This window comes from Candidatus Mesenet endosymbiont of Agriotes lineatus (genome assembly GCF_964019585.1).
GTDB lineage: Bacteria > Pseudomonadota > Alphaproteobacteria > Rickettsiales > Anaplasmataceae > Mesenet.
This window is the reverse complement of sequence record NZ_OZ026454.1, coordinates 1,307,596-1,333,665: the sequence shown is the minus strand read 5'-3', so window position 1 is coordinate 1,333,665 and position 26,070 is coordinate 1,307,596. Positions and strand designations below refer to the sequence as shown.

Here is a 26,070-nt window from a genome sequence, read left to right as displayed (position 1 = left end):
TTTAAAAGGTATTAAATGGAAATAGCAGATACAATTAATGTAGTTCCTGAAGAGCTTAAATCATATATAGAAAGAATCGAAAAACTTGAGTTAGAAAAAAAAGGAATGCAAGATCATATTCGTGATGTGTATGCAGAAGCAGCAGATAAAGGATTTGATCCAAAAATTATGAAGGAAGTTATAAAACTGAGAAAGATGGAAAATGATGATAGAGAAGAGCAAGAAATGCTACTTGATACCTATCAACGTGCTCTTGGAATGAAAGATAATTGTGAATAAAAGAATTGTAATTGGCATAAGTGGTGCATCAGGAATAATTTATGGTATACGCCTTTTAGAGGTGTTAAAAGAAACCGATTATGAAACTCACTTAGTGGTGAGTAACTCAGCAAAGTTAACTTTAGCTCATGAAACATCTTTAAAGTTTGAGGATTTAAGTTTATTAGCTAGTAAGGCCTACTCTATAGATGAAGTGGGGGCAAAGATTGCTAGCGGTTCTTTTAAAACAATAGGAATGGTTATAGCTCCATGTTCTGTCAATACTATGTCTGAAATTGCATCTTGTATTACTTCTAATTTATTATCTCGAGCTGCAGATGTTGCAATCAAAGAGAAACGTAGGTTGGTTCTGATGGCCCGTGAATCTCCACTGCATCTAGGTCATTTGCGTAATATGGTATCTTTAGTGGAGATGGGGGCTATAATTGCTCCTCCTGTGCCAGCGTTTTACGCTCTTCCTAAGTCAATTGATGATATAGTTAATCATTCAGTCGGAAAAATACTCGACTTATTTGATATTAAACATTCATTATACAACGAATGGCAGGGGCTATAAGCTAAGATGGTAAGTGAGATTATAGATGGTAAGTCAATTGCAAATGATTTGTGTGCAAAACTAACTATAAAAATTAAGCAACTCAAAGAAGATTATAACGTATACCCTTGCCTAAAAGTGATATTAGTTGGTGACGACTCTGCTAGTCACTTGTATGTTCGTAACAAACAAAAAAGAGCAGAACTTATAGGAATTGAATCTGAAACTATATTTCTGCCTAATTCGATATCAGAAGGGGAGTTAATTGACAAAATAAAAGAGTTAAATTGCGATGAGAAGGTCAGCGGTATTTTAGTACAATTACCAGTTCCAGGTCATATTGATTCAAACCTCATTATTAATACTATAGACTCTAAAAAAGATGTTGATGGTTTTCATAATGAAAATGTTGGTAAATTGGTTACTGGGCAAAAAGATTGCTTAATCCCTTGCACTCCTCGAGGGTGTATGCATTTAATCAAGTCAATTGAAGCAAATCTCTCTGGTAAGAATGCAATTGTAATTGGCAGATCAAATATTGTTGGCAAGCCAATGTTTCACCTACTGCTTAGGGAAAACTGTACTGTTAGTATTTTACACTCACGTAGTGAGAATTTAGCTATGCACTGCACTCGGGCTGATATAATTGTTTCTGCAGTTGGCAAACCTAGGCTAGTAAAACAAGATTGGATTAAACGTAATGCAATTGTTATAGATGTTGGTATGAACTTTATACCTGAAGAAAATAGATTTGTTGGTGATGTTGATTTTCTTAAGGTAAAAGAGGTAAGCAGAGCTATAACCCCAGTACCGGGAGGAGTCGGTCCTATGACAATAGCCTTTTTAATGATCAATACTGTTTTTGCTGCTTGCTTGCAAAGCAGTGTAGATTTTGACTTTTTATTAATTTAATATTATAATAAATCTATTAACTTTTAGACCCTTTTAATGGAGATTGTAACAAAAACTATCACTTCAGAAAATTATGATAGTGAGAAAAATAAAAAGCATCTAGTTTACTTTTTTGGGTTAGGTGATTGTATAAGAGATGATGAATCTGAACAGCAACGTTGGGAAGATTGGGAAGGCCAGAATATTGATATCTACATGTTTAATTATCATTATTCAGAAAATGATTACCCTGAGCACTTTTGTAATATAAAATTTAAATTAAAGAGGGCACTAATTACTACAATTGTTGCCTCGGCACTAGGTTTGATAGGTTATTCTATAATTGCATCTCAAATGCCTATAGCACTAAAAGTACCAGTATTTATAGCATTTCTAGTGCCAGCTATAATTGCAGCTATTGTTATGTCACATTATTCAACTGTTACACCAATAGTTAGTTTTTGTACAAAAGGTAAAGATCCAATCAAAGCAGGAGTGGCAATGGTTACAGATTTACTTAAGAAAGGTGTACATCCAGATGATATTATACTTATGGGAAATTCATTAGGTGGTGGGATTGCTGCAGAGGTTCTACATAAGCTTGAAGAGGCAAACATTCATTTTACTTTGATACACAATAATTCTTACAGTTCAGTTCAAGCAGAAATTCAATATTTGTTTGGAAGTTTTATTGCTATGTTAGCAAAGTGGTTTGATTTTAATTATAAGCCAAATGAAATTATAAAATCAACAAAAACTCCTGTTTTGGTTGTAAATAAAATAGGAGATGAAATGATATCAGAAAAAGTTCAGTCTCTATATGGGCTAAAAAGCCAAGTTAATAATAAGGATTCTACAGATAATTTAAAAGTGTTAGTTACCTTAAGATATAAAGACTATAAGAATAGTCATGACTGCGATATTCATAACATAGATGAATTTGAAATGGATATTAGTAATATAGATTGCCTCGGTTCTAATAGACTTTTAAGTAATGAACAGGAATCGTATTCGTATAAGGAACTGTTATGGGGTTTCATTAGTACAGCATACAAATATCTAGAAGAAAAAGAATTAAATAAAAATTTTAAGCTTAAGGACTTTAAACAAAGCAAGTCTTATCAGAAAATAAATAAGGATAAAATATCACTTATTGATATTGATAATTCTAGCGTGCGGATATCTCCTATAATAAGCAGAAAGAAAATGATTTAAGCTATACTAAAATGTGTAATGGTTGATATGATTTTTGCTGCTTATTTGCATCTGTAATGGAATTATCCTCATATTCTTTTTTTAACTCATCCCAATTTTCTGATTTAAAAAGACGTCTATAACCATATTCACCGGTATTACTTAATTTTTGATCTTTTCTTCTATAGTAACCAGTTTCATCTTTATTTTCTGATACTATCACTATGCCAACTTTACTGTATAGTTCTATTGTATTCCAATTTTTTTTAATTATTAAACCTTTTTCTTCATTGTTATATTTATACTTTATCTTAAACCCACTGGTTATAGATTTTCCCCTAAATGAAAAACCTTTAAACTTACCTAAAATAACACCTTTAGTTATAAATTTTTCTTCAAATTCACTTTTACTCTTCATATAGTTAATTGTTCTATCTACAGCATCTTTCGCTAGTTGACGCAACCCGATTCTTGAGGTAACCATCATAAGCTGTGTCTCAAAACTTTGAAATAGATCAAACCCTGCGTTTACTAACATTCTTCTAAAGTCAGCAGAGCCCTCCTGAGAAAAATCTACCAATTTTGATAAATCCGTTACTTTTCTTAAATGATAATTTTTACCTATTTTATTTATTTCATTTGTTATTAAATCAGTTGATACGGATTTTACTACACCACCAACCATGGGAATTTTTCCAACTGGCAAAGCCAATCAACCCTCCTAAAGCATTATTTGCGAGCTTTGCAGATTTTCCTGCTTTTTTAATCTTTCCATTTAGCTCTAAACTGTATAACGCTAACTTCTCTTCAAATTCTTCAACGAAATATTTAAGAAAATACTTTAAATTTTCATTCACTTGATCAGAATAGGTATCTTTTAGATCAACATCAAATTCATTCATAAACTCTCCCCCAGCTTCCAATATTAACAAAAAAACATTTTAATTTAATTAATTAATATTATTAGGTTTAATATTTAGTGTCAAAATAAAAATTAAAAGTCTTATAATTAAACTTTAATTTTATCCAACTGTTTTCATTCCTATCAATATATAGTTAATAGAAATATCATCTACCAATTGCCACTGATTGTTTTTTATGCTGTATTTTATTCCCTTTATATCTCCTAAGGCTACATCATTTTCACGCAAATGCTCCACAATTTCTGCTGGCTTCACAAATTTATTCCAATTGTGAGTACCTTTTGGCAGCCATTTTAATACATATTCTGCTCCAATTATAGCAAACACAAATGACTTTATAGTTCTATTTAGAGTTGATATAAAGATTAAGCCTCCAGGCTTCAATAGATGAACAGATTCTTCCATAAAAAAAGCAAGATTATCTACGTGCTCTATCACTTCCATACACAGTATCACATCATATTTATTTTTTTTCTCTAATTCTTCAATGCTTGTACATTTATATTCTATTTGTTCTAACCCTACCTTTTTAGCATGCAGCTGTGCTGCAAGAATGTTTTCTTCACATACATCTATTCCTAAAACTTTTGCTCCAATGCGGGCTATTGATTCTGATAAAATACCACCACCACAACCTATATCTAATACTGACATTGAGCTTAAATCTTTGTTTATTTTTGCCTTTATGTGCTTAGTAACATATGAAACACGCACAGGATTAATCATATGTAAGGGTTTGAATTTTCCATCTTCATTCCACCACTGATCTGCATATCGAGAAAATTTTGATATTTCTTGATAGTTAATAGTTTTCATATTTCCATTCAGCAAGCTTATTAATACGTGATGTATGCCTACCCCCTGCAAATTTTGTCATTAAAAACTGCTCTATGATTTTTTCTGCTGTTTTATCAGTTACATATTTAGCACCAAGACAAAGAATATTTGCATTATTATGTTCACGTGCAAGTTGTGCAATTTCAACATTATGACATAAAGCAGCTCTTATTTTTCTATGTCTATTAGCTATAATACTCATTCCTGTTCCAGTACTACAAATTAATATTCCATACTTTGATTCACAATTTGCTACACTACTAATAACAGCATTAGCATAATCTGGATAATCAACTGGCTCTGTCTTAGAATAACAACCAAAATCGTAAACTTTGTTACCCAAATTTTCTAAATATGACTTGATTGCTAACTTTAAACTTACACCATTATGATCAGAAGAAATAGATATAGACTCTGACATACGTTAAGAATACTTCCTATATTGAAAAATAGTATTTGTAACTAATGCTCCAGTCAAATATAATTGATCTGCACTTGCTATTTCAAATATTTATTTAAATCAGAAGCAGTGGTGTATGTAATAATCAGTATCCAAACCTGTGATAATATCAATATTAGCATTGTTCTGTACAATGTATGAATTACATTTGCTTATATATCCTTCCAGCTTCATCTTATATCATGGTATAAAATATAACATGGTGTAACACTATATTGTTTTTTATTATTTCTAACATTAACACCTTTCTTAATCAGGAACCACATGGCATTTAAACATTTATATTTTGACAGCTTACCATTATTACCTTGACGTTTGTGTCATGCAATCTAAACAAGTTATCAAAATTGATGCCTAAAAGACACTCTAAAAAATTCAAATAAAAGATCTTTTCATTCCTAAATATAGTTTTCTTCATAATATCTACTTCCTCATGGTTTCATCAATTTTTGCTGTTTAGTTTAATTAGACTAATTTAATTACGAACTCTTAAAATAAAACTTATAAATTAAGTTGCACCAAACATTATTTCTTGCCAAAAACTAAAGCACTTTCCATTACAGAACAAAAAGCTTTTCAATTAAAAATTGCAAGACGTATCACTAGCTATCCTAATAATTACTTTTTTACTTTAAAATATGTTACTTTTATTATAACATAATACTAGATTATAGCTTTATAGTTGAAAAGGGGGATGTCTAATGAATGTAGATTTTAACGTAATTAAAGAGCAATGCACAGATATTGCTAAAATCATAAAAGAAAAAAAGAATAATTTAATAAAAATCTTAATTCAATACGAACCTTATAATGTAGCTCAGTATGAAATTGAGCGATGCGTACGTACACTTAATGATATAGACAAAAATCAGCAATATTTTAAAGAAAAAGTTGACGTTATTTCTGTATTCATGCCATCCAACCTTCCTTTATATTCGCTAGTAATATTTGCATTGATTCCTGGATTTATTGCTGAGGAATTATATGTACATCCAAATACTACTTTGCGTCAGTTGAAAATTATGCAAAACCTATATAATATTTTAAAGATAAAAGAATATTTGTCAAATGTAAATATAACTTCGGAAAAGCACGATGTTTTTATAGAGAAATATGTAAAGAGGTCTAGGGTAATCATTTTTACTGGTAGAGGCACAACAAGGGCAGAAATAGAAAAAGTAATGCCAAAAAATTCAATATTAATTTTTAATGGTTCAGGACATAATCCAGTAGTTGTTGCGGAAGATGCTGATATCGATAAAGCTGTAAAAGACAGCATATTTGTAAAGTTTTTCAATAGTGGTCAAGATTGTGCAGGACCAGACTCAATTTTTATACATAAAAAAATTGCTGATGAGTTTATTGAAAAATTTAAAAATGAGTGTTCTAAATTAATAGTAGGCAAATTCTCAAATAAGAACACATTTATAGGACCAATACATCAAAAAAGTGAACTAAAAAGGTTGGAAAAGATAATTGGTGATAATAAAGACAATGTAATATACGGTGGCAAGGTAGATTATGATAATCTTACTGTGCATCCAACAATTATATTATCGAAAATGACAGAAAAAGCAAATTTTCAAGAAACATTTGGACCTATAGCATTTATTATTGAATATGAAGAAGATGAAGAATTAAAATTATATTTTCAGGATAAAAATGGAAGATATCAATATAATAAAATGTACGTGTCACTATATGGCAACAGCCGATATATCAGACCGAATTGTGATGCAATCCTTTTTAAAGATAACGCTAATACTAAAAATGGTGTAGGGATAGTCTTAAATAACCAAACTGTCCATGATGTGGAAATAGGTACTAAAGCTTACGGTGGATATAGCAAAGGTGCTTCAGCTGTGATATTTAAGAATTCACACGGAAAAATATCTAGCAAAGCTTTGCCTATCCTCATTCCAGAAGTAATAACAGAACTGATGATCAATAAAAAAACAATAAACAATTTGCAAGTTCAAAGTTTTTTAATGCTAAGAGAGATACCTGGCTCAGATATAGATTTTGTGCTGAAAATAGAATATGAATTTAAACAGCAGGTAAAAAACATTTTTGCTAACAATATAGAGTTTGCATTTGTATTTGGTAGCATAGCAAAAAGAACATTCAGAAGGAAAGAGAGTGATATTGATACCTTTATTTGCCTTAAAGAGGATGATAAAGTAAAAACAGCCACTTTTATAGAATGGATAGTTCAGTTTCAATACAGTTTAGACTTAAAATCTGATTTAAAATATCCATCCGAAATAACGACTCATGAATCTTTAGAATCAGCAGTGGAAAATCTCAAAGAAATCAAAATTTCCTTTTCTTATTCTAATGAAGGTTATAAAACCTATGATAAAATATTTTGGGCTTGTGTATTGCCATCATTTCACAAAAAGCGAGCTTTTATTGGTGGCGAAGAGGGCGGAAAAAAGCTATCCAGTTTAGCAAAGAAATGTCAATCATATCCAAAAAAATGGGGGGAAGAGTTTATGCAGTTATTGGATAAGGGTGAAGAAATTCCTATCTCTTTGCAAAAGTGCTATGAAGGTTTGAACAAAGAAAAAATAAAACAAAAATTAACTAAGTTACTTGAAGAACACGAATATTGCGAAATAATGCGTTTAATAGAATTTAATATGATAGAAAATGCAAATAGTAAAGCAAGTTGTAGAGCATATGTAAAAAATGAGCTAAGTCAAGCAAGTGTTGAGGATATAGAAAGTGTTGTACAAATAGGTTAATTGAAAATGTGCCCTATTAAGGGCTACACTTTATCTATAATGACCACCTAAATGAGATACAATGGAAGGAGAGGGATTCGAACCCTCGATACGATTTAAGCCGTATAACGGTTTAGCAAACCGTCGCCTTCAGCCTCTCGGCCATCCTTCCTATAGCTTATAGATGTTAGTTGTAAATTTTGTTGCAGTCAAATTTAAAAAGCTTCAGGTTAGAATTTTAAAATATTGACTATTTTAGTTTATAGCTGTTTAATTAAATTAACATAAATTTTTAAAAACTTATGATTTTTGTATTTCCAGGGCAGGGTTCTCAAATTGTAGGTATGGGGAAAGATATATATAACACCTATCCGGTTGCTAGAGAAGTTTTCCATGAGATTGATGATATCTTAGGAAAAAAATTGTCTAAAATAATTTTTGACGGTCCTATTGAGGAATTAACAATCACAGAAAATGCCCAGCCAGCGCTAATGGCAGTATCAATTGCAACTTTGCGCGTCATTGAACATCTTTTTGGTAAACTTTTCTCCTGTGATAAAGAAATAAGTTATATGTGTGGTCACTCTGTTGGCGAATACACAGCACTTTGTGCTTCTGGAGCATTAAGCCTTGCATCTGCTACAAGATTATTACAAGTGCGTAGCACTGCAATGTGTGAAGCATCATATCAATGCGAAGGTGGTATGCTTGCTTTACTCGGCACTGAGATAGATGAAGTTGATAGACTGCTGAATTCTCTTAAGCTAAATGATGCATGTGAGATTGCAAATGATAACGGTGGTGGGCAAGTGGTGGTTAGCGGCTCAACATCAGCCATTAAGCAGTTAATCAGTGCGATGAAAGATTCAAGTATAAAAAGGATGATTAGACTACAAGTTAGTGGTCCTTTTCATTCCAGATTTATGAGTCCTGCTTATGATATAATAACAGATTTTATAAAAAATGTGCAAATAAACAGGCCGTCCATTCCGATAGTCTTTAACGCTACGGCAAAAGAAGAGGATAACCCACAAATCATAAAGAATCTAATAACAAAACAAATAGTAAGCAGAGTAAGGTGGAGAGAAACTATATTGTATATAGCACAAAAAGGAATAAAAAAATGTATTGAAATTGGTCCTGGTCAAGTTTTATCTAATCTTGTAAAAAGGATCAGCAGCAGCATTGATACCAGAAGTATCAGTAGCATAAGTAATGTTCATGAGTTTATCTCTGATTTTTCATTAGTAGAATAAACTTTTCAATTTTACTTCAAGGAAAGGCCATAGTACTATGGGAAGAATTTTACTCTATAAATAATGCATCTAGAAAAGATATATGAAGGAAAAGCAAAAATTATATTCGCTAGTTCAGATTCTGATTGTGTGATTCAACATTTCAAAGATGATATATCTGCTTTTAATAAACAAAAATTTAATACTATCTATCGCAAAGGAATAATCAATAATCATATCAGTGCAGCTTTAATGCAAAAGCTTGAGATAGCTGGAGTTAATACGCATTTTGTCAAGATATTAAATGAAAGAGAACAGTTAGTAAAAAAAGTTAAGATTATTCCACTGGAAGTAGTAATACGCAATTTTACTGCTGGAAGTTTTTGCAAGCGTTTTAACACTTCAGAAGGAATGCGGTTTTCATCACCAATAATTGAATTTTTTTATAAGAATGATAGCGTATCTGATCCCTTAGTGAATGAAGATCACATTTTATATTTTAAGTGGCTAACTAAGGAAGAAATAAATGAGATAAAATCTTTAGCGTTATGTGTAAACAGTTATCTTGCAAATTTATTTTTTGCAATCGACATTAAACTTGTTGATTTAAAGTTAGAGTTTGGTAAATTGATGGCCGGTGATAAGGATAGTAAAATTCTTCTTGCTGATGAGATAAGCCCTGACAATTGTCGCTTGTGGGATATACAAACCAATAAAAAGCTTGATAAGGATTGTTATCGTTTAGAACTTGGTGAAGTGATAGAGATGTATGAAGAAGTGGCAAAAAGATTAGGTGTAATATTTCATAAATAGAGTTATAAACTTTTAGATATTTATTGACATGGAGATGTTAGTTAATTATAAAGTAAAAAAACTATGAAAACTAATGGAAGTAAAATTATGAATATTTCTTATAAAGATTTTTTATCGAAGGGTTTGGTGGTAACTCTTCTTACATTTATTCCCACCCATTCTTTCTCTGCACCTGTTACTCTTTCAAAGTATTTTAGTGCTCATTATCATGGTGAGTTCTTCAATAGCATAGGGGAGTTTGATGGTAAGGAAGACGCAGCTGGGGCTAAGACAGAAAAAATTATTGGTTATTATAATAAAAGTGGTGAAGTAGGTGTGTATAGGCCTGAATATAAACCAGGGCTTGCAGCTAGTATTGCACATGGCTATTCAATAGAACATTCAGATGTTTTTGGAAGTTTTAGGGTTGAAGGTGAGATGCTTTATTCTCAAATTAACGTTAAAGATGATGGTTACGTAGAGAAGGATGATAAGGATAATGCAAAAAGGGAAATGACTAATCAGGTTGAGCTAATACGTGATCTAGCAACTTCAGATGGTGCCGATGGTAATCAAACTGCAAATTGGGTTACCAATGTTAGTAATGATGTAAATAATCGTGAGTATAGAGCTGCATTTAAAATGAAAAATGAAGGTTTTAATAACGTTGCTGCTATGGCTAATGTTTACTATGACTGGCCTTTACAAGGCAATTCTAAAGTTGCCCCATATTTTGGTATTGGTGGTGGAATAACCAGAATTGAGCATTTAAAAGTAGCAGAGTATGCTTTTGCTTATCAAGGCAAAGTTGGCGTCAATTACACTATAGCCCCTAATGCGAAGTTTTTTGTTGGCTATCGTTTCTTCAATAGGCTTGGTGATAAATTTAATAAGGTCAAACCGTTGTATGAAATTCCTGCCGATCCTAGGCGTATGGAATCAACCACTGCAACAATTAAAAATAAATTTGCTGTAGCTGGTGTTGAAGCTGGTTTAATACTTCATTTCTAAAATTAAATTAATCCATTAGTTTTTTGGCAAGGTCACTTAAGTGAGTGTTCTTGCCATTTTTGTTTTTTAATATATCTATAGCATATTTTAAATTAGTGTTTTTTATGGGCAAGGCAATGGTAATTTGTGCTCTGTTGGTAATGTTAAATACTATGCCTAATGATATGTTTTTTCTTTCTGTAACTTCAAGGAAATATGTAGGAAATAAAAATCCTAAAATATTAACTATCTTTTAAAAAGTTATTTAAAAAGATAACATTCTGTGAGCTATTTTGTTTTGCAGTGTTTTGTATTTGTGAGAATAAGAAATGATTTTTTCTCAAAAATATCTCCGCTTCATCTGACAAATTTTTATTAAAATCTACTGAAAAACCGCAGTTCACATCACAATATTTAGTGATTGCTACAAAAGGTACTGCTATTCTTTCTTTTTTACCATGGAATCTTAGAACTACGCTAAAGTTGCAATCACTCACTACTAAATCATCAAATTGATGTTGAAGGACAATGGGCATTTCACTGGGATATTCCTTCTTTAAATAATCTGGTATTACAACGTTGTTTGCATTTGTCAGAAAAGACATCCTAATATGACAGCTTTCTGATTTACTTTGTGACATGATATTAAGTGCATCCCTAATGACCATATACATCATAATATTAATTAATTTATTATATTTACTCATTGAGCATTTACTTAATACAAGTAGGAGAAGACTTCTGTTACCCGGTGCTTCCCCCAAAACCGTGCAAAGTAATAAGTTTATTGTGCTGAATTATGCAGCAGCTGCAAACTCACTTCCTTCACTTGCAAAATTATCGTTTGCACTTAAAAATGAATTCTTTCGGAGATGTCTTCCCGAGCAATGGCTACTTTTTTTACTATGCATGTCGATCCTACTTCGCTCCCATATAAAAATGGTGGAAACGCCGAGAACTGCCCTCGGGTCCATTACACCTATTATAAAGTGCTTTTATCGCTATAGTATTTTTTAAAATACGGTTTTATTATATCTTATTTAGCTCTTTATGTCAATATATGACCCCTTTTATTTTTTCTACTTACAAGATTAGTATAAATGATATGGAGTTTTAGCAACAACTGCCTCTCATTATATACTTTATCACATTAATCTGATACTGTGCTCCCTTCTATTGCTTCTTATGCAACGGTTCGGTTTCCATTCTTTTGATATGCTCTTATTTTTCCCTTCTTTTTAAGATAAGCTCTAGCAACGTTATTGCTTCATATTCTATATAATTTTAGCTCATATATATTAACGCAATAAATATTTTAACATCAGAAGAAATTTATTTTTAACTCATATTGAACTTACTTTTCTAAAAAACCTTGTTTTCGTTAATAGGATAAATAATCATCACTTTAAATAATGTACCCATATTTTCGGTAATTCTTAAAAATCCTTTTAAAATTTGATCTCTTTTTTCATTAGTAACATTCTGCATCAGCATGTTCGTTCTCTCCATTATTCCCAAAGAATACAAAAATTCTCTTTGGGTCATTATTGTTGCTTCTGTGTTTTGCAGGTAACCTTGTAGAGCTTTAAAGTTCACGTGTGCTGTAATATCTGCATCTCCTATATTTTTAAGAAAATCATTATATTTATGTTCTTTTATAGATTGTATAGTACTTCTATATGGTGGGTTTAAATAACCATAATCTATTATTAATGCTGAACCTTTATTTTTTTTTATTTTTCTTTCTATTTCTTTTATTATCTCCATTCCTGTTGGGCATACTTCTACCACTGCACTGTCAGGCAATTCTTCTTTTTGTTCTTTAACTTTCTGTTTTGTAACTTTAAAAACTTCATTTTCGACTGTAATTTTATTTTCATACCACTTACCTTGACTATAAACAAATTGCTTAATAGGTAGAGAATCAAAAAATTCATTGGCAATAAGAAGCGTTGGTTTTTCCGGCAAAGTATGAATGCTATCATGCCAATGCACCTGAAAATTTTTTAAGTTCTGTTTTTGAATGTGCCCTAAAGTTGGGCTAATTTCTACTAAATGTACCGACATAGAATTATAAAACTCTGTGAATTTCTGTGTAACTCTTAGTATGTCATTTACTAGCGTTCCTCTACCAGGACCAAGTTCAACTAAAATGAAATCACCTTTTATTTTTTTCCATGACACCATAAGCCATATTGATATCATTTCGCTAAACAACTGACTAATTTCAGGTGCGGTGATAAAATCGTTGCCAAACGGTACCTTCTTCATGTAATACCCATACTTGTTATGATATAAAGCTATATTCATAAATTCATACATTGATATGGCTCCTTTTTCTTTTATCAGATTTTTAAGGTATGTGTTTATCATGAGCATTAATTATTTTATAAGCATTACGCAGTAGAATAAAATGATAGACTAATTTCATTGTAAGTTTTATAATAAACTATACCAGCCTATTTTATAAACAGAACATTGTATGGTTATTATGTTAAAAGTTAAAGATCCCGTTTATCACGATAGCCTTAAAGGTGGTGTGAATGATAGTATAAACAAGGTAACTATAGAAAATGGTCATCAAGTCATCAACGCTGATGATGGTTTAACTCTGCAAGAGGCATATGATGCACTTGTTGCAATGCTCAATGGTGATTTAGATTTGGTGAAAAAAGTATTATTTTATGCTCAAGAAATAGTTGCTTATGGTGTACACATAGCTCAAGAATCGCAATTGAGTAAACATGATGTCTATAAAATGAGAGATAACCTTAAAAATCTGTCAACACCTACTAATGGAATTGAATTACTGTCCAATGTGCAAAAAGATAATACTGGGCTTAAGAAAAATGGAAAGCGAGCTAGGGGAAGAGGATAATATGTCTCTACCAGATTTTATAAAGAAATTTACAGTACCATGTGATTTTGGTAACCAGAGTGTACCTTTTTCAATATATATAGGTGAACCAAAACCTGATGTTCACCCTATTTATCATCAAGATAGTTGGTTAGCAAGGGAACGTGGAGGAAATATACCAACTAAGATTAAAAATAGCTTGGAAAAGCTGTATGATCTAGCTCAAAAAAATGGTGTACTTTTTTCTGATCTTTGTGTTTATGCTATAACTGTATCAAAGCATGATAACACAAAGCCTAACGACTCAAGCGGTAAATAGATTTTAAGATTGTTGATTTTTCAACAATCTTATGATACGAGGCATTATAACTATATAATCCTCAAAGGTTTCATGTGTTTAAAGGCATAATATATAACATAGGTATTATCACTAGCATTTTTGCAAGAGATAATCTAGATAAACAATTTTGTATTGAATCACCAACTTTAATAGATCTCAAAGTTGGTGATTCAATAGCATGCTCTGGAGTTTGTCTTACAGTTGTTGATATTACGGATAATAAGAGCTTCTTTGTAGATGTGTCAGAGGCTACGCTTAAAGTCACTAATATTAGCAGTTGGCACGTAGGTAAAAGAGTTAACCTAGAGCAGGCAATGAGATTAAGTGATAGGGTTGATGGTCATCTTGTTCAAGGTCATGTGGATGATGTTGCTACTATTTTGGCAGTAGAAGAAAAATTAAATTCTCATGTTATAATATTTAATTATCCTGAAAGATTATCAAGATTCATAATAGAAAAGGGCTCTGTTGCACTCGATGGTGTTTCGCTTACAATTAATTCACTAAAAGAGCATGAATTTTCCGTAAATATTATTCCATACACATGGAATAACACTACATTTAAGTATAATAATATTAATGATAAGGTAAATCTAGAGATAGATTTAGCTGCCAAGTATATCAATAAATATTTAAAAAGTAGATAATAAAGTAAATTTTTCTATAGCTTTATTAGAAAGTATATGTTAGTTATAAAATAATTATAACATAGGGGGGTCTAATAATGAAGGTACAAAAACAACAAGTTTACTCTGAAAATCTTTTAAATAACCTTTTAAATCAAACGGATTTAAAGCGTAAAATTAAAGAAAAGATTAAAAAAACCGAAAAAAAATTGCATAAGTTACTTTCAAATGAACAGCTGCTCAATACTCATATTAATGTTCTTGAAACTCTTCTTATAGCAGAAATAATTGGAGTAGAAAAAAAACAAGAAAAGAGATTACACACATTGCCTTCAGAACAACAGTTGCATGATAAAAAGTATACAGGTATAAGTACAAGTCAAGAAATGGAAGCATTAACTGCAGAGGAAGTTGCAGGTGAAATGATGGAGTGCATAGATATGAGTGTGAACTCAGGGACGATAGATCAAGTGCTACGTGAAGGAAATCATGAGATAATCAGTGCAAACGAGCAAGTACTGAATAAAGAAAATATAGATCCAAAAGAAAAACCTACAGTTCTATATAAACTAAAAATTAGAGATCTAATTAAAAAAAGGATTGATCATATATACAATAGTAACGTTGTTAATGTTTAAATTGACATTATATATACTGAGTTAAGAAAGGTTAGAAGATAGGTATATATTTAAATAAATCTTAATTTTACCTTTTCTTTAATTTTAAATGTATAGCTATACTTTAGTAAAAATACATAGCTATGTTGAATATACTAAGTATAGCAATTCTATTGCTTACTACTGATATAACTATTTTAAAGAACAATGATCATGTTGTTTCAGATGATTTGCCAATATATTTTGTTTGGCTTGGTAGTGATATTCCGTCGAAGTTCTTTTACAACCTTAAGAGAACTGCGGATACAAACAAAACTAGAGATATAATTCTAGTTTATAGCGAAAAGTACTTACTAAAAAATAATAGAAAGAATATTAATAGTATAAAAGCTATCAGTATTGATGATATTAAGGCAAGAGTTGAGTTAGTTAGAAATGATAACACAGAAAATCTCTGGAAGATTGATGTGTATGATATGGAATTGGATAAGCAATATGAACGTATCTACAATCTACTTGATCAAATATTTACAGCAAATTTTTTTGATTATGGTGAAAGAACACGTAGGTATTGCCTGGCTGCTGATTTAACAAAACTTCCACTGATCAATATTACAGGAGGTATTTATTTCGATATTGACACTAAAATTATTGGGCCAATAGGAGATATAAAGAGTAAGAAAGGGTTCAATATTTATTATTACAATGATAATGCTCGTGCATTAGGTAATTTTTTTGTTAAAACCAACAGTAAAAATAGTTATTTTGATAAACTAATGAAAGGATTTTTGATTGATAAAGTAGAAGGCATTGTAACTGGCAAACTAGACATTGCTATAGATCCAGATCCAGTTGATTATCTACGCACTCGTATTTTGCAGAGTTATATGATAGATTACATGAATTCTTATTTAATGTGGGAATTTCTTATGCAAACAAAACTTGTTTGGCACGCTAAACAAAAAGAAGATCATATAGAATGGGAAATGAGAGGAGAAATTTCCAGTGAAAGGTTACATTCAAAAATCTATAAGCCAATGATTTCTGACTACGGTATTGAAGTGCCACCAACTATAAAGCTTTGGATGAAACACGGAGATCGATTTCATATTGATTACAACGATCCAGAACAATTAAGAAAATTAACTAATTTGCCATAAAGTAGTAAAAAAGGTATATACTGTAGAAATTAAAAAATATAAACGAAGTTTGATATGATATTAAAAATAGGAGATAAAGCGCCGGAATTTGAGTTACCTGCAGATAATGGTAAGATTATATCACTTGGTGAATTTTATGATCAAAGGAATTTGGTTTTATATTTTTATCCTAAAGATGATACGCCAGGTTGCACTATAGAAGCTAAAGATTTTAGAGATAATATAGAAGTATTCTCTAGGTTGAATACGGTTGTAATTGGTGCATCAAAAGATAGTATTAGGTCTCATATTAACTTTAAAACAAAATACTCGTTGCCGTTTTGTCTAATTTCCGATGAAAGTACTGAAGTTCTGCAAAAATATGGGGTTTGGGTAGAGAAGAGTATGTTTGGTAAGAAGTACATGGGGATAGAAAGAGCTACATTTTTGATTGATAAATTAGGTGCAATTAAGCAGATTTGGAGAAATGTAAAAGTCAATGGACATGTGCTAGAAATTCTCAAAGAAATAAAAAATGAGTAAAATCAGGCTCTATGTTGATGAAAAATTAGGTCAAGATTTTAGTATATTTTTAAACCCTGCACAAAACCATTATCTCATAAATGTAATGCGTGTTAAAAAGCATAGCAACGTTTTACTCTTTAATGGCAAAGATGGCCTATGGCTAGGTGAGGTGGATATCATAAATAATAAATCTATAGTAAAGCTGAAAGAAACTATTGCTAATCAAGAATATGAGCAAGATTTATCTTTATATTTTGCACCTGTAAAAAGTACTGCTTTGCATAACATATTAAGACAAGCTACAGAGATGGGAGTGACTTCCTTACATCCAGTATATACAGAACACACAGTGGTTAGAAAAATTAACATTGAAAGAATAAAACTGCAGCTGATTGAGGCTGCAGAGCAATGTGAACGTCTAACTGTTCCCAAAATATTTCCTCCTATTTCTTTTACTGAACTTAAATCTATAAATGATAAATATTTTGTACTTTGTGATGAAACTGGTGGGGGACAAAATCCGCATGAGATCTTAAAAGATAAGAAAAACATTGCCTTAATTATTGGTCCAGAGGGAGGATTCTCACCAAAAGAGCTTAGTTTTGCTGAGAGTTTCTGCACTAAAATGAGTTTAGGTAAAAGGATTTTAAGAGTAGATACAGCTGTTGTTGCAGCTTTAGCATATGTTAATTACCATTTTTAAAAGAAAATGCTGCTTAATTCATACTAAATTATAAATTTTTAAAAGATTGATATTTAGTTTTTTTATGTTATTATCAATATAATATTTAAGTTGGGGGAATATGTTAGCAAGAAAAACTTCTGAGTCAGAAAGTGATTTTGAAATATTACAAGAATGTCTTTCTCCTAATACTCTTGAAGAATTAGAAGAATCTTTAGATGCAAGCTCACCTACAGTTCAAGAATACAGTCTTACTGTAGAATTTAAAAAAGTAGTATGCGAAAAAATAAGAGCAATAGGTGAGAAAGGTGAACAGATCAAGCAGCTTTGGCATGATGTTGCTGCAGATAAAAAAGTAAAAAAGGAAGGAAGCGATGGAGAAAATAGACCATTGTTCGTAAGTCTGCAAGCAATTATTGAAAGTACAATTACTTCATTTTTAGAAAAAAAAAGAATTGAGTGTTCCATTGGTGTTATTCACACTCCTACTCCTGCTACGCCTTTAAGAGTTAATCCTGCTCCTAAAGTAGAGGAGGGACTGGTTAAGGAAGAAATAGCCAATGACCCAAAATGCCTACAGACAGTAACTGATAGAGCAATAATAATACGTGAGTATCTCAATGAGGAAGGAGAGTTGTTTTCTGTATATGAAACAGATGTTGATAATCAAGGTAATAAAATAACAGGTATGGATATCTTTTATCATTACGAAGCAGAATATGAAAATCTTCATGGTATAAAATTGAAGACTTTTGAGCAAAAATTTACAGGAGCAACATATGTTTTCGGTAACAGAGAAGGAGATAGTTTAGTATTTTCTTTAAAGGCTTATCAAGCTAATCAAGAACTGAGCGATAAAAAGTGGTGTATTTGGTTTGGATCTATAGATCTAAGTAAAACTAAAACTAGACCTGAAGCCATCGATAAAACAGATAAGGTTGCAAGACGCCTCACAAAAATAAATAACTTTTTACAAGAGAATGCTAAAATTAATATAGTACAAGAATATAAGCAAAAGGTAAGTACAAGTTTAGAGCAAGTGCAAGTGGTAGAACCTTTCAAAGAAGGTGGCCTTGATATTGCTTAATTTTAAATAGCTTCAGAAAATTTGATATACAATCTTGAGGTAGTGTTAACAAAAATTAGTGGTTATTTTTTTATATTAAGTGTTTATTGAAAAAGCTGAATTTAACGTAAGGAAAAAGGTGTTTTACCATAGCAATTGAATGACCTATGTCGATTTTTCTAAGTTTCTGAAAAGAATATTGTAGCCTATTAGAAAAACCTATAAGTTTTATTATTTAATTTTAAAGATTATAGCTCACATCAATCTTGCCTTTTTAACACTTTGTATAGTAGGTGAACCAGGTGAATCAGGAAAATCACGTTCAGAGGAATTTATGTTTAATGTATTAGTAAAAAATCTTCTACACCGAGACATATAAGATACTTCAGAGACATCAGAACCAAATGGGCTAATTGACATTAACATCATATCATGTTAGGAGAATTGCTACATTTATACTGAGGGCTAGATAAAGTTGACCTAGGTAAACTATCTAATAAGTTTGAAGACTCACTTGATGTGCTTGAGTGTCTTTTGCGCTTGCATGTTGAAGATTTAAGAATAGGCAAGCCTACATCTACTGATATATTTGAGGATTTATCGTACTTACAAACTATATTTTTCATTTCCTCCGTAGCTGCAAATGCATTGAATGTTTGCCCGGCATAATTTGTGCGATTATAATCAGCTCCACGTTGTAATAAAAACCTAACTAATGGTGTATGATTATTTTTAGTTGCTATAATGAGAGCAGTATTTCCTTTTTTATCTTGTTTATCAATATTAGCTCCACTACCATATAGTATTTTAGCTACTTCTATATGCCCTTTTATTGCCGCTAAATGCAAAGGAGTAGACCCAAAGAAGTTTATTGCATTTACAGTATTCTTGTCACATAAAACTCCAGTTATCTCTAAATACCCCAGCTCTGCAGCCAGGTGAATAGGAAGATTACCATCTTCATCTTTTTTACATTTAGGTGTACGTAATTCTAATAGAGTAGAAACCATTTCAAGATTATGGGTCAAAACTGCTGAATGTAAAGGAGTCCACCCATAAACACCCTTTGTATTAACTTTAGCTCCTAGTTCTATTAGTACTCTTATTAAATTACAGTGCTGGTATAAAACAGCCTTGTGCAGGGGTGTATGTCCTTTATCATCTTTAATATTAACATCACCACATATTAACTTTAATAGTTCTGTAACTGAAGCCTCATAACCATAGCGTACAGCATAAAAAATCATATCTTTTAGCGTCATTCCCCCTACCCAAGTCTATACTACCCTAAAGATGATGCTATTTTTACAATAGATTCAAGCCTAAAATAATTAAATTTAGATTTGACATAGATAAAAACTATCTACTAAAACACCACATCAAGGTAACAATTTCCATTAATCTTGACAGATTCTAATTTCTCCTTCATTCAAAACTTCCATTACTTTTTTCCTAATGTTGGTATGCTTACCTTATTTATGTAGTAAAGTAAAAAATAGGATTTGAGTAGGTTTTATATTCTATTACCTTTCCTTCACTTCTCTTAAATATTTGTTTGTGTTTCATGTTTTTCTTCAATTTTATTACTCATTTCTTCTCCTTTTTTAAAAGGGGATCTAGGATTACAAGTTAACTCCTTGTACAAAAATCATAGGTCTTTTTTTGTTGTAATAGAAATCTAAAAGTAAATCAAACAGTAAAATCCAAATTCCTCTGGCAACCTGAGTTTTAGGGCTTGTAAAAAAATTTTTAAACTCTTCAGTGCTTTCAGGATTAATTCCATCAATGATGTTTTGTATACCTTCTTTTATAGAATTTCCCTGTTTATGTACGGTATTGTTACTGGATTTACTGATGTTATTTTTAGTAGAAACTTTAGATCTAAAAAAGGCTAAAACTTTTGATATAGCGTTTTTAAGCCATTGCCAGATGCGTTTTAAATAATGCATATAACATTACCCCTCAAATTATATATCATGACTAAAAAGCTTACTTTTCTTGAGCTAAATTAGATTTTAAAATTAATCTTATTTTATCATTAAAATATTAATAAGTAAGCAATATCAAACATCATTCTGTTCTTTATCTTATTGTTATGCATAAAGATTATTTTTTGTTTCCTACCTACTTAATTCTTACTTAAACTTTCAGTAATTTTAACTAAAGGTATTTTTAAACGCCTTTAGTTAATTCACAGAATTTTCATACTACAAATTTCATATTTATGTCTACAGTCATATTATCTGCAATTGGCAGCAGTGTTGGCAGTTCCTTGATGGAAATGATAGGTCAATTTATCGGTGCAGAGCTTGGAGCTGCACTTAGCTCGAAGATAGATAGTGCATTATTTGGTCTTGATAATACAAAATATGGGCCAAGACTCAAAAATTTAAACATTCAAACCTCAACTTATGGAAAGATGATTCCAATCATCTACGGAACTGTACGTGTTGCAGGAAATATGATATGGGCACAACCAATTAAGGAAGTAAGTTCTGAAGATGCAAAAATTGCCAGCATACTTGGGATTGGAAAAACAGGTAGTTACGTAAGCTATAGTTATTTTGCAACTCTCGCAATTGGTATATGTGAAGGAGAAATAGAGGATGTAACTAAAATCTGGGCTAATGATAAACTTTTAACTGCAGATGAGATAAATTTTAAGCTTTATAAGGGTACAGAAGATCAAGAGCCTGATCCGCTTATTGAAGCTACCGAAGGTAGTACACCAGCTTATAGAGGCTTAGCTTATATTGTTATAGAGGACTTTCCTTTGGCAGATTATGGCAACCGCGTACCAAATTTTACGTTTGAAGTTACGTCATTGCCAAAAGTTAACAATTCTTCGGTTGCAGCACGAATAAAAAATGTAAACCTCATACCAGGTTCTGGGGAGTTTGTCTATGATACTAAAATACAGATGAAAATAGCTCAAGAAGACGTAGGCGATAAAAGTATGACTCATGGACCAGCTCAAAGGGTGAATCATCATAACTATAGTAGCGAGACAGATTTTATGCTTTCCTTAAAGCAGCTAAGGATGACCTTGCCAAATGTTGAATGGGTATCAGTAGTTGTAAATTGGTTCGCCAGCAGTCTAGATATAAAAGATTGTAAAATATATCCTGCAGTTGAGTTTCAGTATGATTCTGTAACAATTCCAGATGATTGGCAAGTTGGAGAAACAACAAGAAGTAAAGCCAAGCTTGTCTCAAAAGATAGCCAAGGCAATCTAAGATATGGTGGTACTATTAGCGATGTAGCACTACTTAGGTGTGTAGAGGAATTACACAGTAGAGGTTATAAGGTTATGCTTTACCCAATGCTACTTATGGATACTCCAACTAAACCTTGGCGAGGATATTTAACTGGTCTATCTGAAGATGTGAGTAGCTTTTTTGTAGAGTATAATAAGCTCATATCACATTACTTGACGCTCTTCCAAGATCAAATAGACGGATTTATCATTGGTTCTGAATTTATTGGTTTAACCAAGATAAAAGATAACAGCGGTGATTATCCTGCTGCTATAGAATTTGTAAAACTTGCAGAGCAAGTGAAACAAAAGTTGGGGCGCAATACAATAGTTACGTACGCTGCAGATTGGACTGAGTATCACTCATCAGATGGATGGTATAACATGGATGAGCTGTGGTCTTCGAGATACATAGATGTTATTGGTATTGATGCCTACTTCCCGCTCACTGATGGACGTCAGCCAACCTTCAGTTATACAAAACATGATATAGAGAGAGGGTGGACAAGAGGTGAAGGTTATGACTATTTTTATTTAGATTCAAAAAATAGAGCTGGCAAAACAGATTATACTGATAGCCGCTTTGCTTTGAAGAACATTGAAGAATGGTGGAGCAAGCATCATATAAATCCAGATGGTAAAACAACCAAATGGCAACCAAAAATGAAAAAGATATGGTTTACTGAATATGGCTTTCCTAGCGTTGATGGCTGCAGCAATCAGCCAAATGCGTTCATAGATCAAAGCAGTATTGACAGTAAATATCCGTATTATTCAAAAGGAAACGTAGATTTTTATGCACAAAGAACAGCTATAGATGGCACTTTGGCAAAATGGCATAACTCGGAGATGGTAGAAAAAATGTTCTTATGGGCATGGGATGCAAGACCATATCCTTACTTTCCTGATTTGTGTAAAGTTTGGGCTGATTGTGGCAATTGGCAGACTGGGCACTGGATACAGGGTAAAATTTCATTATTAGGAATAGATACTGTCATAGCAGATATATTACAAAGATCAGGAATAGATCAATTTGATGTAAGTATGCTGAGAGGATTTTTACATGGATATGTCATAAACCATAAGCAACCTCTGCGTTCAATAATTCAAGTTTTGCAAAATGCATACTTTTTTGACATTATCCAGCAAAACCATAAGCTACTCTTTCTTCATATAGGTAGGGAAGCTGACACATTTATTACCATGGGTGATATTGTACCGGATGTGCGCTATAGTGGGCAAAATTTGATTAGTATTGAACGAATAAGTGATCTAGAACTTAACAGTAAAGTTAATGTTATGTATATCAGTAGAATATTTGATTATCAAGTTAATGTAAAATATGCACAACTTCCAAATAGTGGTGGTTTTAATAATGCTACCGCGGTAGAAATACCCTTAATTCTTGAGGAAAATCAAGCACAGAATATAGCTGAAGTTATGCTTTATAATCTTCAGCAGGAAAGGAATATATATAATTTTACTTTGCCAATAAGATACTTATGGCTTTCGCCAAGTGATATTATCAAGATCACAAACGACAAAGAAGAGCATGTTTTAAGGATAACTAAAATAAAAATGGGTAGCTTATCTCTGCAGATTGAAGGAGTAAGCTACAGTAGCTCAATATATCAATTCTCCTTTCCTGCAGTAAAAGGAGAAACAACTAATGTAAATTTGCCTAAGTATTTAAGCGACACTTACTTGAAAATATTGTATCTACCATACGATAAAGATCACATAAAACTAGTAGTTGGTGGAGCAGAAGATAATTGGCGTGGTGCAGTCATATTTATGTCAGAAAATAATGGGCAAAATTATAGAGCTATTGCAAACACTAATCAACCTTCGATCTATGGGTTTGTCATAAACCATTTGGATGAAGGACAGGCTGGAGCTCTTGATGAAAAGAATAAGATAGAGATAGTATTAAGCCATGGAGCTGTTTTAAATGAAGCTAATTTGGCACTTGTAGATGATGAGATTATTGAATTCTATAATGCTGAGCTTATCAGTAAGAACAGGTATAGACTAAGTAAATTGCTTAGAGGAAAATTTGGGACAGAAAAATATATAAAAAGTCACCAAAAAGGCGAAAGATTCGTTTTACTCAATGAACTGATTGTAAGCATAAAAATCAGTCCATCAATGATAGGAAGAGCATGTCTATACAAGGCAGTTACCTATGGAGCATCAGTAGATAATGCTAAAGCATTAGAATTCAAGTTACCAGATAAAATCTGATATACGCATGTTTATATTTGACATGTATAATATGCTTGTTTAGGTATTATTATGAATAATGGAGGGGTGGTTTATGTTAATTGTTTTATTTAATGAAATATCTAGGCTTTTTGTTAATGACGTAGGTCAACCACGGTTTGATCATAAGTCAAAGTATAAAATGAGCTTAGACACAGATGTGCTTGAAGGTGACATTGAGGAAGCTGAGCGAACATTAAGAATGTGCTGAAGAAAAGTATGGTAAGCTTAATGGGTAAGTCAAGGCTAAAAAGGGATATAGTCACTAATGCGCCAAGTGTTATTGAAAATCACACAAGTCAAACATATGAAAATATAGTTCAGGCTCTAAAAAATAACGTTAATAATCAGACCTTATCAAGCCTTAGTGTAGGAGGGTTAAGTGAAGAGGAATTGAATGATAAGGAATATGCTTTTCAACTTTTTGTTAATTATTGCATTAAAAACCATAATCTTGATGCAGTTAAGTTACTTGTGGCAAAGGGGATAGGTGTTAATGTTAGAGGTGGAGATAATAATACTACCATACTACACCATGCTGCTAAGGAAGGAAATTGGGAGTGTTCAACAAACTGTGTCAAAAACTCAACTGAATTTTCAATCTGTTAGGAAAGAAGATATCAAGTTGAGAGATGGTTAAAGCCCAATTTGATATAGGCATAGTCCATTTCTGTTCTATCTTTTTTATAGCACAATATAATTGCTTATACAAGGCATTTGTGCTGGTAAAAGAGCCCTTGGTTTTAGTGAATTTCCTGATTTGTCTGTGCAGTCCCTATATGGGATTGGTAGTATAAACTAGCTTTCTCACCGGATCAGAATACTTAAAATAGCCATTTCCCAATTATTTTGCCAGGATTTCACTACCATAGGATATTTTGCTCCCCACTTTTCTTCCAACTCAAGTAAATAATTTTCAGCTATTTCTCTATTTGAAGCTTGATATATTTTCTTCAAATCACTCATGAAAACTTTTACATCTTTGCTAGCCACATACTTCAATGAGTTGCGTATTTGATGCACTATACACAATTGCACTTCTGCGTTGGGAAATACACTGTTTATGGCTGCAGGAAAGCTTTTAAGCCCATCAACACATGCAATCATGATATCTTCCACACCCCTTTCTTTGAGATCATTCAATACTCCTAACCAAAAATTAGCACCTTCGCTTTCAGCTAGATAAAAGCCTAATACCTCTTTTTTACCCTCTTGATCTATGCCAAGTATATTATATATGCACTTGCTTACGCACCTACCATCCTCTTTAACTTTGAAAAATATTCCATCCATAAAAATTATTGGGTAAATAGCCTGTAATGACCGACTGCGCCACTCATTTATTATTGGTAATAATTTATCTGTAATGTTAGATATTGCTGCTGCTGATATCTTATGGTCGTAAATTTCTTCGATATGCGATGTTATATCTTTATAACTCATACCACTGGCAAACATACTAAGAATTTTTGCTTCAAGCTCAGGATGTAAATTAGTCTGTCTTTTTCTAACTACCTGGGGCTCAAAACTTCCATCTCTATCCCGAGGCGTTATAAGCTCAAATGAGTCTGAATCTGTATTTTGAACTTTTGCCATTTCTGCGATTATTTTCTTCATTCTCATTTGATAGGTGATTTTCTATTTCACCTTCTAAACTTGCTTCTATTGATCAGAGGCGTTAAAGCTCCTCCTTTCCCAGTTAAAGACCTACCTTCTCGTATAGATGATAATATATTGTTCTCCAACTCTTTATAGTCTACTAACCCTGTGTTTTTATTCGATGTTTTTTCGTTCATATGTCAACTCCATGTTTTATATTAATATTACTATTTTTTTTT

General features: G+C 31.9%; 28 protein-coding genes, 1 tRNA gene, 1 other RNA gene and 1 pseudogene. 19 read left to right on the top strand and 12 right to left on the bottom strand.

Translation table 11 applies throughout. From position 1 onward, the window contains the following. Nucleotides 1-15: 15 nt before the first annotated feature. The 4 genes from AACL19_RS06290 to AACL19_RS06275 are packed head-to-tail and all read left to right on the top strand — an operon-like array spanning nt 16 to nt 2,920. Nucleotides 16-279 carry a DUF2312 domain-containing protein gene (locus AACL19_RS06290; RefSeq protein ID WP_339045631.1) on the top strand — a complete coding sequence of 88 codons (264 nt, stop codon included), beginning with the start codon at nt 16-18 and terminating at the stop codon, nt 277-279. Continuing rightward, nucleotides 272-835 carry a UbiX family flavin prenyltransferase gene (locus AACL19_RS06285; RefSeq protein WP_339045630.1) on the top strand — a complete coding sequence of 188 codons (564 nt, stop codon included), beginning with the start codon at nt 272-274 and terminating at the stop codon, nt 833-835. Before AACL19_RS06290 ends, AACL19_RS06285 begins: the two co-directional genes overlap by 8 nt. Nucleotides 836-841: 6 nt before the next feature. Beyond that, a complete protein-coding gene (gene folD / locus AACL19_RS06280; protein ID WP_339045629.1) occupies nt 842-1,726 on the top strand; it encodes a bifunctional methylenetetrahydrofolate dehydrogenase/methenyltetrahydrofolate cyclohydrolase FolD in 885 nt (294 codons plus the stop codon). A 36-nt stretch (nt 1,727-1,762) separates the two neighbouring features. Then, nucleotides 1,763-2,920, top strand: coding sequence for a hypothetical protein (locus tag AACL19_RS06275; protein WP_339045628.1), 1,158 nt, complete (start codon nt 1,763-1,765; stop codon nt 2,918-2,920). A gap of 1 nt (nt 2,921) precedes the next feature. Here AACL19_RS06275 and AACL19_RS06270 read toward each other — a convergent pair whose 3' ends face one another. The 4 genes from AACL19_RS06270 to rpiB all read right to left on the bottom strand — a co-directional run bounded on the left by AACL19_RS06270 (nt 2,922) and on the right by rpiB (nt 5,080). Then, the gene (locus AACL19_RS06270; protein ID WP_339045627.1) at nt 2,922-3,611 is read right to left on the bottom strand and encodes a hypothetical protein; all 690 of its coding nucleotides are present in this window, start codon (nt 3,609-3,611) and stop codon (nt 2,922-2,924) included. Continuing rightward, nucleotides 3,550-3,801 carry a hypothetical protein gene (locus tag AACL19_RS06265; protein WP_339045626.1) on the bottom strand — a complete coding sequence of 84 codons (252 nt, stop codon included), beginning with the start codon at nt 3,799-3,801 and terminating at the stop codon, nt 3,550-3,552. The genes AACL19_RS06270 and AACL19_RS06265 overlap by 62 nt, the downstream gene beginning before the upstream one ends. A 120-nt stretch (nt 3,802-3,921) precedes the next feature. Then, entirely contained in the window at nt 3,922-4,638 is a 717-nt protein-coding gene (gene ubiG / locus AACL19_RS06260) for a bifunctional 2-polyprenyl-6-hydroxyphenol methylase/3-demethylubiquinol 3-O-methyltransferase UbiG (RefSeq protein ID WP_339045625.1), read from the bottom strand. Further along, nucleotides 4,625-5,080: a ribose 5-phosphate isomerase B gene (rpiB, locus tag AACL19_RS06255; protein WP_339045624.1), complete on the bottom strand. Its 456-nt coding sequence runs from the start codon at nt 5,078-5,080 to the stop codon at nt 4,625-4,627. The genes ubiG and rpiB overlap by 14 nt, the downstream gene beginning before the upstream one ends. A gap of 740 nt (nt 5,081-5,820) precedes the next feature. Here rpiB and AACL19_RS06250 point away from each other — a divergent pair. After that, nucleotides 5,821-7,866: an aldehyde dehydrogenase family protein gene (locus AACL19_RS06250; protein ID WP_339045623.1), complete on the top strand. Its 2,046-nt coding sequence runs from the start codon at nt 5,821-5,823 to the stop codon at nt 7,864-7,866. A 62-nt stretch (nt 7,867-7,928) separates the two neighbouring features. Here AACL19_RS06250 and AACL19_RS06245 read toward each other — a convergent pair. Then, a tRNA-Ser gene (locus AACL19_RS06245) sits at nt 7,929-8,017 on the bottom strand. A gap of 130 nt (nt 8,018-8,147) precedes the next feature. Here AACL19_RS06245 and fabD point away from each other — a divergent pair. The 3 genes from fabD to AACL19_RS06230 all read left to right on the top strand — a co-directional run bounded on the left by fabD (nt 8,148) and on the right by AACL19_RS06230 (nt 10,883). Continuing rightward, entirely contained in the window at nt 8,148-9,101 is a 954-nt protein-coding gene (fabD, locus tag AACL19_RS06240; protein WP_339045622.1) for an ACP S-malonyltransferase, read from the top strand. A gap of 63 nt (nt 9,102-9,164) precedes the next feature. Next, nucleotides 9,165-9,893 carry a phosphoribosylaminoimidazolesuccinocarboxamide synthase gene (gene purC, locus AACL19_RS06235; protein ID WP_339045621.1) on the top strand — a complete coding sequence of 243 codons (729 nt, stop codon included), beginning with the start codon at nt 9,165-9,167 and terminating at the stop codon, nt 9,891-9,893. Nucleotides 9,894-9,980: 87 nt separating this feature from the next. Next, a complete protein-coding gene (locus AACL19_RS06230) occupies nt 9,981-10,883 on the top strand; it encodes a P44/Msp2 family outer membrane protein (RefSeq protein ID WP_339045620.1) in 903 nt (300 codons plus the stop codon). Nucleotides 10,884-11,104: 221 nt separating this feature from the next. On the opposite strand, the gene AACL19_RS06225 is transcribed toward AACL19_RS06230, so the two are convergent. The 3 genes from AACL19_RS06225 to AACL19_RS06215 all read right to left on the bottom strand — a co-directional run bounded on the left by AACL19_RS06225 (nt 11,105) and on the right by AACL19_RS06215 (nt 13,235). Beyond that, entirely contained in the window at nt 11,105-11,569 is a 465-nt protein-coding gene (locus AACL19_RS06225) for a ClpXP protease specificity-enhancing factor SspB (RefSeq protein ID WP_339045619.1), read from the bottom strand. A 22-nt stretch (nt 11,570-11,591) separates the two neighbouring features. Continuing rightward, nucleotides 11,592-11,923, bottom strand: a transfer-messenger RNA (tmRNA) gene (ssrA, locus tag AACL19_RS06220). A 301-nt stretch (nt 11,924-12,224) separates the two neighbouring features. Further along, on the bottom strand, nt 12,225-13,235 hold the full coding sequence (locus AACL19_RS06215; protein WP_410519856.1) for a class I SAM-dependent methyltransferase: 1,011 nt from the start codon (nt 13,233-13,235) through the stop codon (nt 12,225-12,227). Nucleotides 13,236-13,353: 118 nt separating this feature from the next. Here AACL19_RS06215 and AACL19_RS06210 point away from each other — a divergent pair, with 118 nt between their 5' ends. The 8 genes from AACL19_RS06210 (at nt 13,354) to AACL19_RS06175 (ending at nt 18,735) form a co-directional block, all read left to right on the top strand. Next, nucleotides 13,354-13,740 carry a hypothetical protein gene (locus tag AACL19_RS06210; protein ID WP_339045618.1) on the top strand — a complete coding sequence of 129 codons (387 nt, stop codon included), beginning with the start codon at nt 13,354-13,356 and terminating at the stop codon, nt 13,738-13,740. Beyond that, a complete protein-coding gene (locus AACL19_RS06205; protein ID WP_339045617.1) occupies nt 13,712-14,038 on the top strand; it encodes a DUF2610 domain-containing protein in 327 nt (108 codons plus the stop codon). Before AACL19_RS06210 ends, AACL19_RS06205 begins: the two co-directional genes overlap by 29 nt. A gap of 74 nt (nt 14,039-14,112) precedes the next feature. After that, nucleotides 14,113-14,706, top strand: a complete 594-nt coding sequence (locus tag AACL19_RS06200; RefSeq protein WP_339045616.1) for a riboflavin synthase — start codon at nt 14,113-14,115, stop codon at nt 14,704-14,706. 77 nt (nt 14,707-14,783) lie between these two features. Next, a complete protein-coding gene (locus AACL19_RS06195; RefSeq protein ID WP_339045615.1) occupies nt 14,784-15,323 on the top strand; it encodes a hypothetical protein in 540 nt (179 codons plus the stop codon). A 122-nt stretch (nt 15,324-15,445) separates the two neighbouring features. After that, nucleotides 15,446-16,462, top strand: coding sequence for a glycosyltransferase (locus AACL19_RS06190; protein ID WP_339045614.1), 1,017 nt, complete (start codon nt 15,446-15,448; stop codon nt 16,460-16,462). A gap of 54 nt (nt 16,463-16,516) precedes the next feature. Continuing rightward, nucleotides 16,517-16,984: a thioredoxin-dependent thiol peroxidase gene (bcp, locus tag AACL19_RS06185; protein WP_339045613.1), complete on the top strand. Its 468-nt coding sequence runs from the start codon at nt 16,517-16,519 to the stop codon at nt 16,982-16,984. Continuing rightward, nucleotides 16,977-17,669, top strand: a complete 693-nt coding sequence (locus tag AACL19_RS06180) for a 16S rRNA (uracil(1498)-N(3))-methyltransferase (protein ID WP_339045612.1) — start codon at nt 16,977-16,979, stop codon at nt 17,667-17,669. Before bcp ends, AACL19_RS06180 begins: the two co-directional genes overlap by 8 nt. Before the next feature lie 100 nt (nt 17,670-17,769). Then, the gene (locus AACL19_RS06175) at nt 17,770-18,735 is read left to right on the top strand and encodes a hypothetical protein (RefSeq protein ID WP_339045611.1); all 966 of its coding nucleotides are present in this window, start codon (nt 17,770-17,772) and stop codon (nt 18,733-18,735) included. Between the two features lie 234 nt (nt 18,736-18,969). Here the strand turns inward: AACL19_RS06175 and AACL19_RS06170 are convergent, their stop codons facing one another. From AACL19_RS06170 to AACL19_RS06160, 3 genes are all read right to left on the bottom strand, one after another. Continuing rightward, nucleotides 18,970-19,134 (bottom strand): hypothetical protein, encoded by a 165-nt coding sequence (locus AACL19_RS06170; protein ID WP_339045610.1) that lies wholly within the window; start codon nt 19,132-19,134, stop codon nt 18,970-18,972. Nucleotides 19,135-19,139: 5 nt separating this feature from the next. Next, a complete protein-coding gene (locus AACL19_RS06165; RefSeq protein WP_339045609.1) occupies nt 19,140-19,976 on the bottom strand; it encodes an ankyrin repeat domain-containing protein in 837 nt (278 codons plus the stop codon). A 360-nt stretch (nt 19,977-20,336) separates the two neighbouring features. Further along, complete coding sequence (locus AACL19_RS06160) at nt 20,337-20,663, bottom strand: hypothetical protein (RefSeq protein WP_339045608.1); 327 nt, start codon at nt 20,661-20,663, stop codon at nt 20,337-20,339. Between the two features lie 275 nt (nt 20,664-20,938). Between AACL19_RS06160 and AACL19_RS06155 the strand changes: the two genes are divergently transcribed. The 3 genes from AACL19_RS06155 to AACL19_RS06145 all read left to right on the top strand — a co-directional run bounded on the left by AACL19_RS06155 (nt 20,939) and on the right by AACL19_RS06145 (nt 24,841). Then, nucleotides 20,939-24,214, top strand: coding sequence for a glycoside hydrolase TIM-barrel-like domain-containing protein (locus tag AACL19_RS06155; protein WP_339045607.1), 3,276 nt, complete (start codon nt 20,939-20,941; stop codon nt 24,212-24,214). A gap of 73 nt (nt 24,215-24,287) precedes the next feature. Continuing rightward, entirely contained in the window at nt 24,288-24,443 is a 156-nt protein-coding gene (locus tag AACL19_RS06150) for a hypothetical protein (protein WP_339045606.1), read from the top strand. Nucleotides 24,444-24,451: 8 nt separating this feature from the next. After that, nucleotides 24,452-24,841 (top strand): ankyrin repeat domain-containing protein, encoded by a 390-nt coding sequence (locus tag AACL19_RS06145; RefSeq protein ID WP_339045605.1) that lies wholly within the window; start codon nt 24,452-24,454, stop codon nt 24,839-24,841. On the opposite strand, the pseudogene AACL19_RS06140 reads toward AACL19_RS06145, so the two are convergent. Then, a pseudogene (locus AACL19_RS06140) lies at nt 24,810-26,028 on the bottom strand (IS256 family transposase). The gene AACL19_RS06145 and the pseudogene AACL19_RS06140 sit on opposite strands and share 32 nt — an antisense overlap. Nucleotides 26,029-26,070 lie beyond the last annotated feature (42 nt).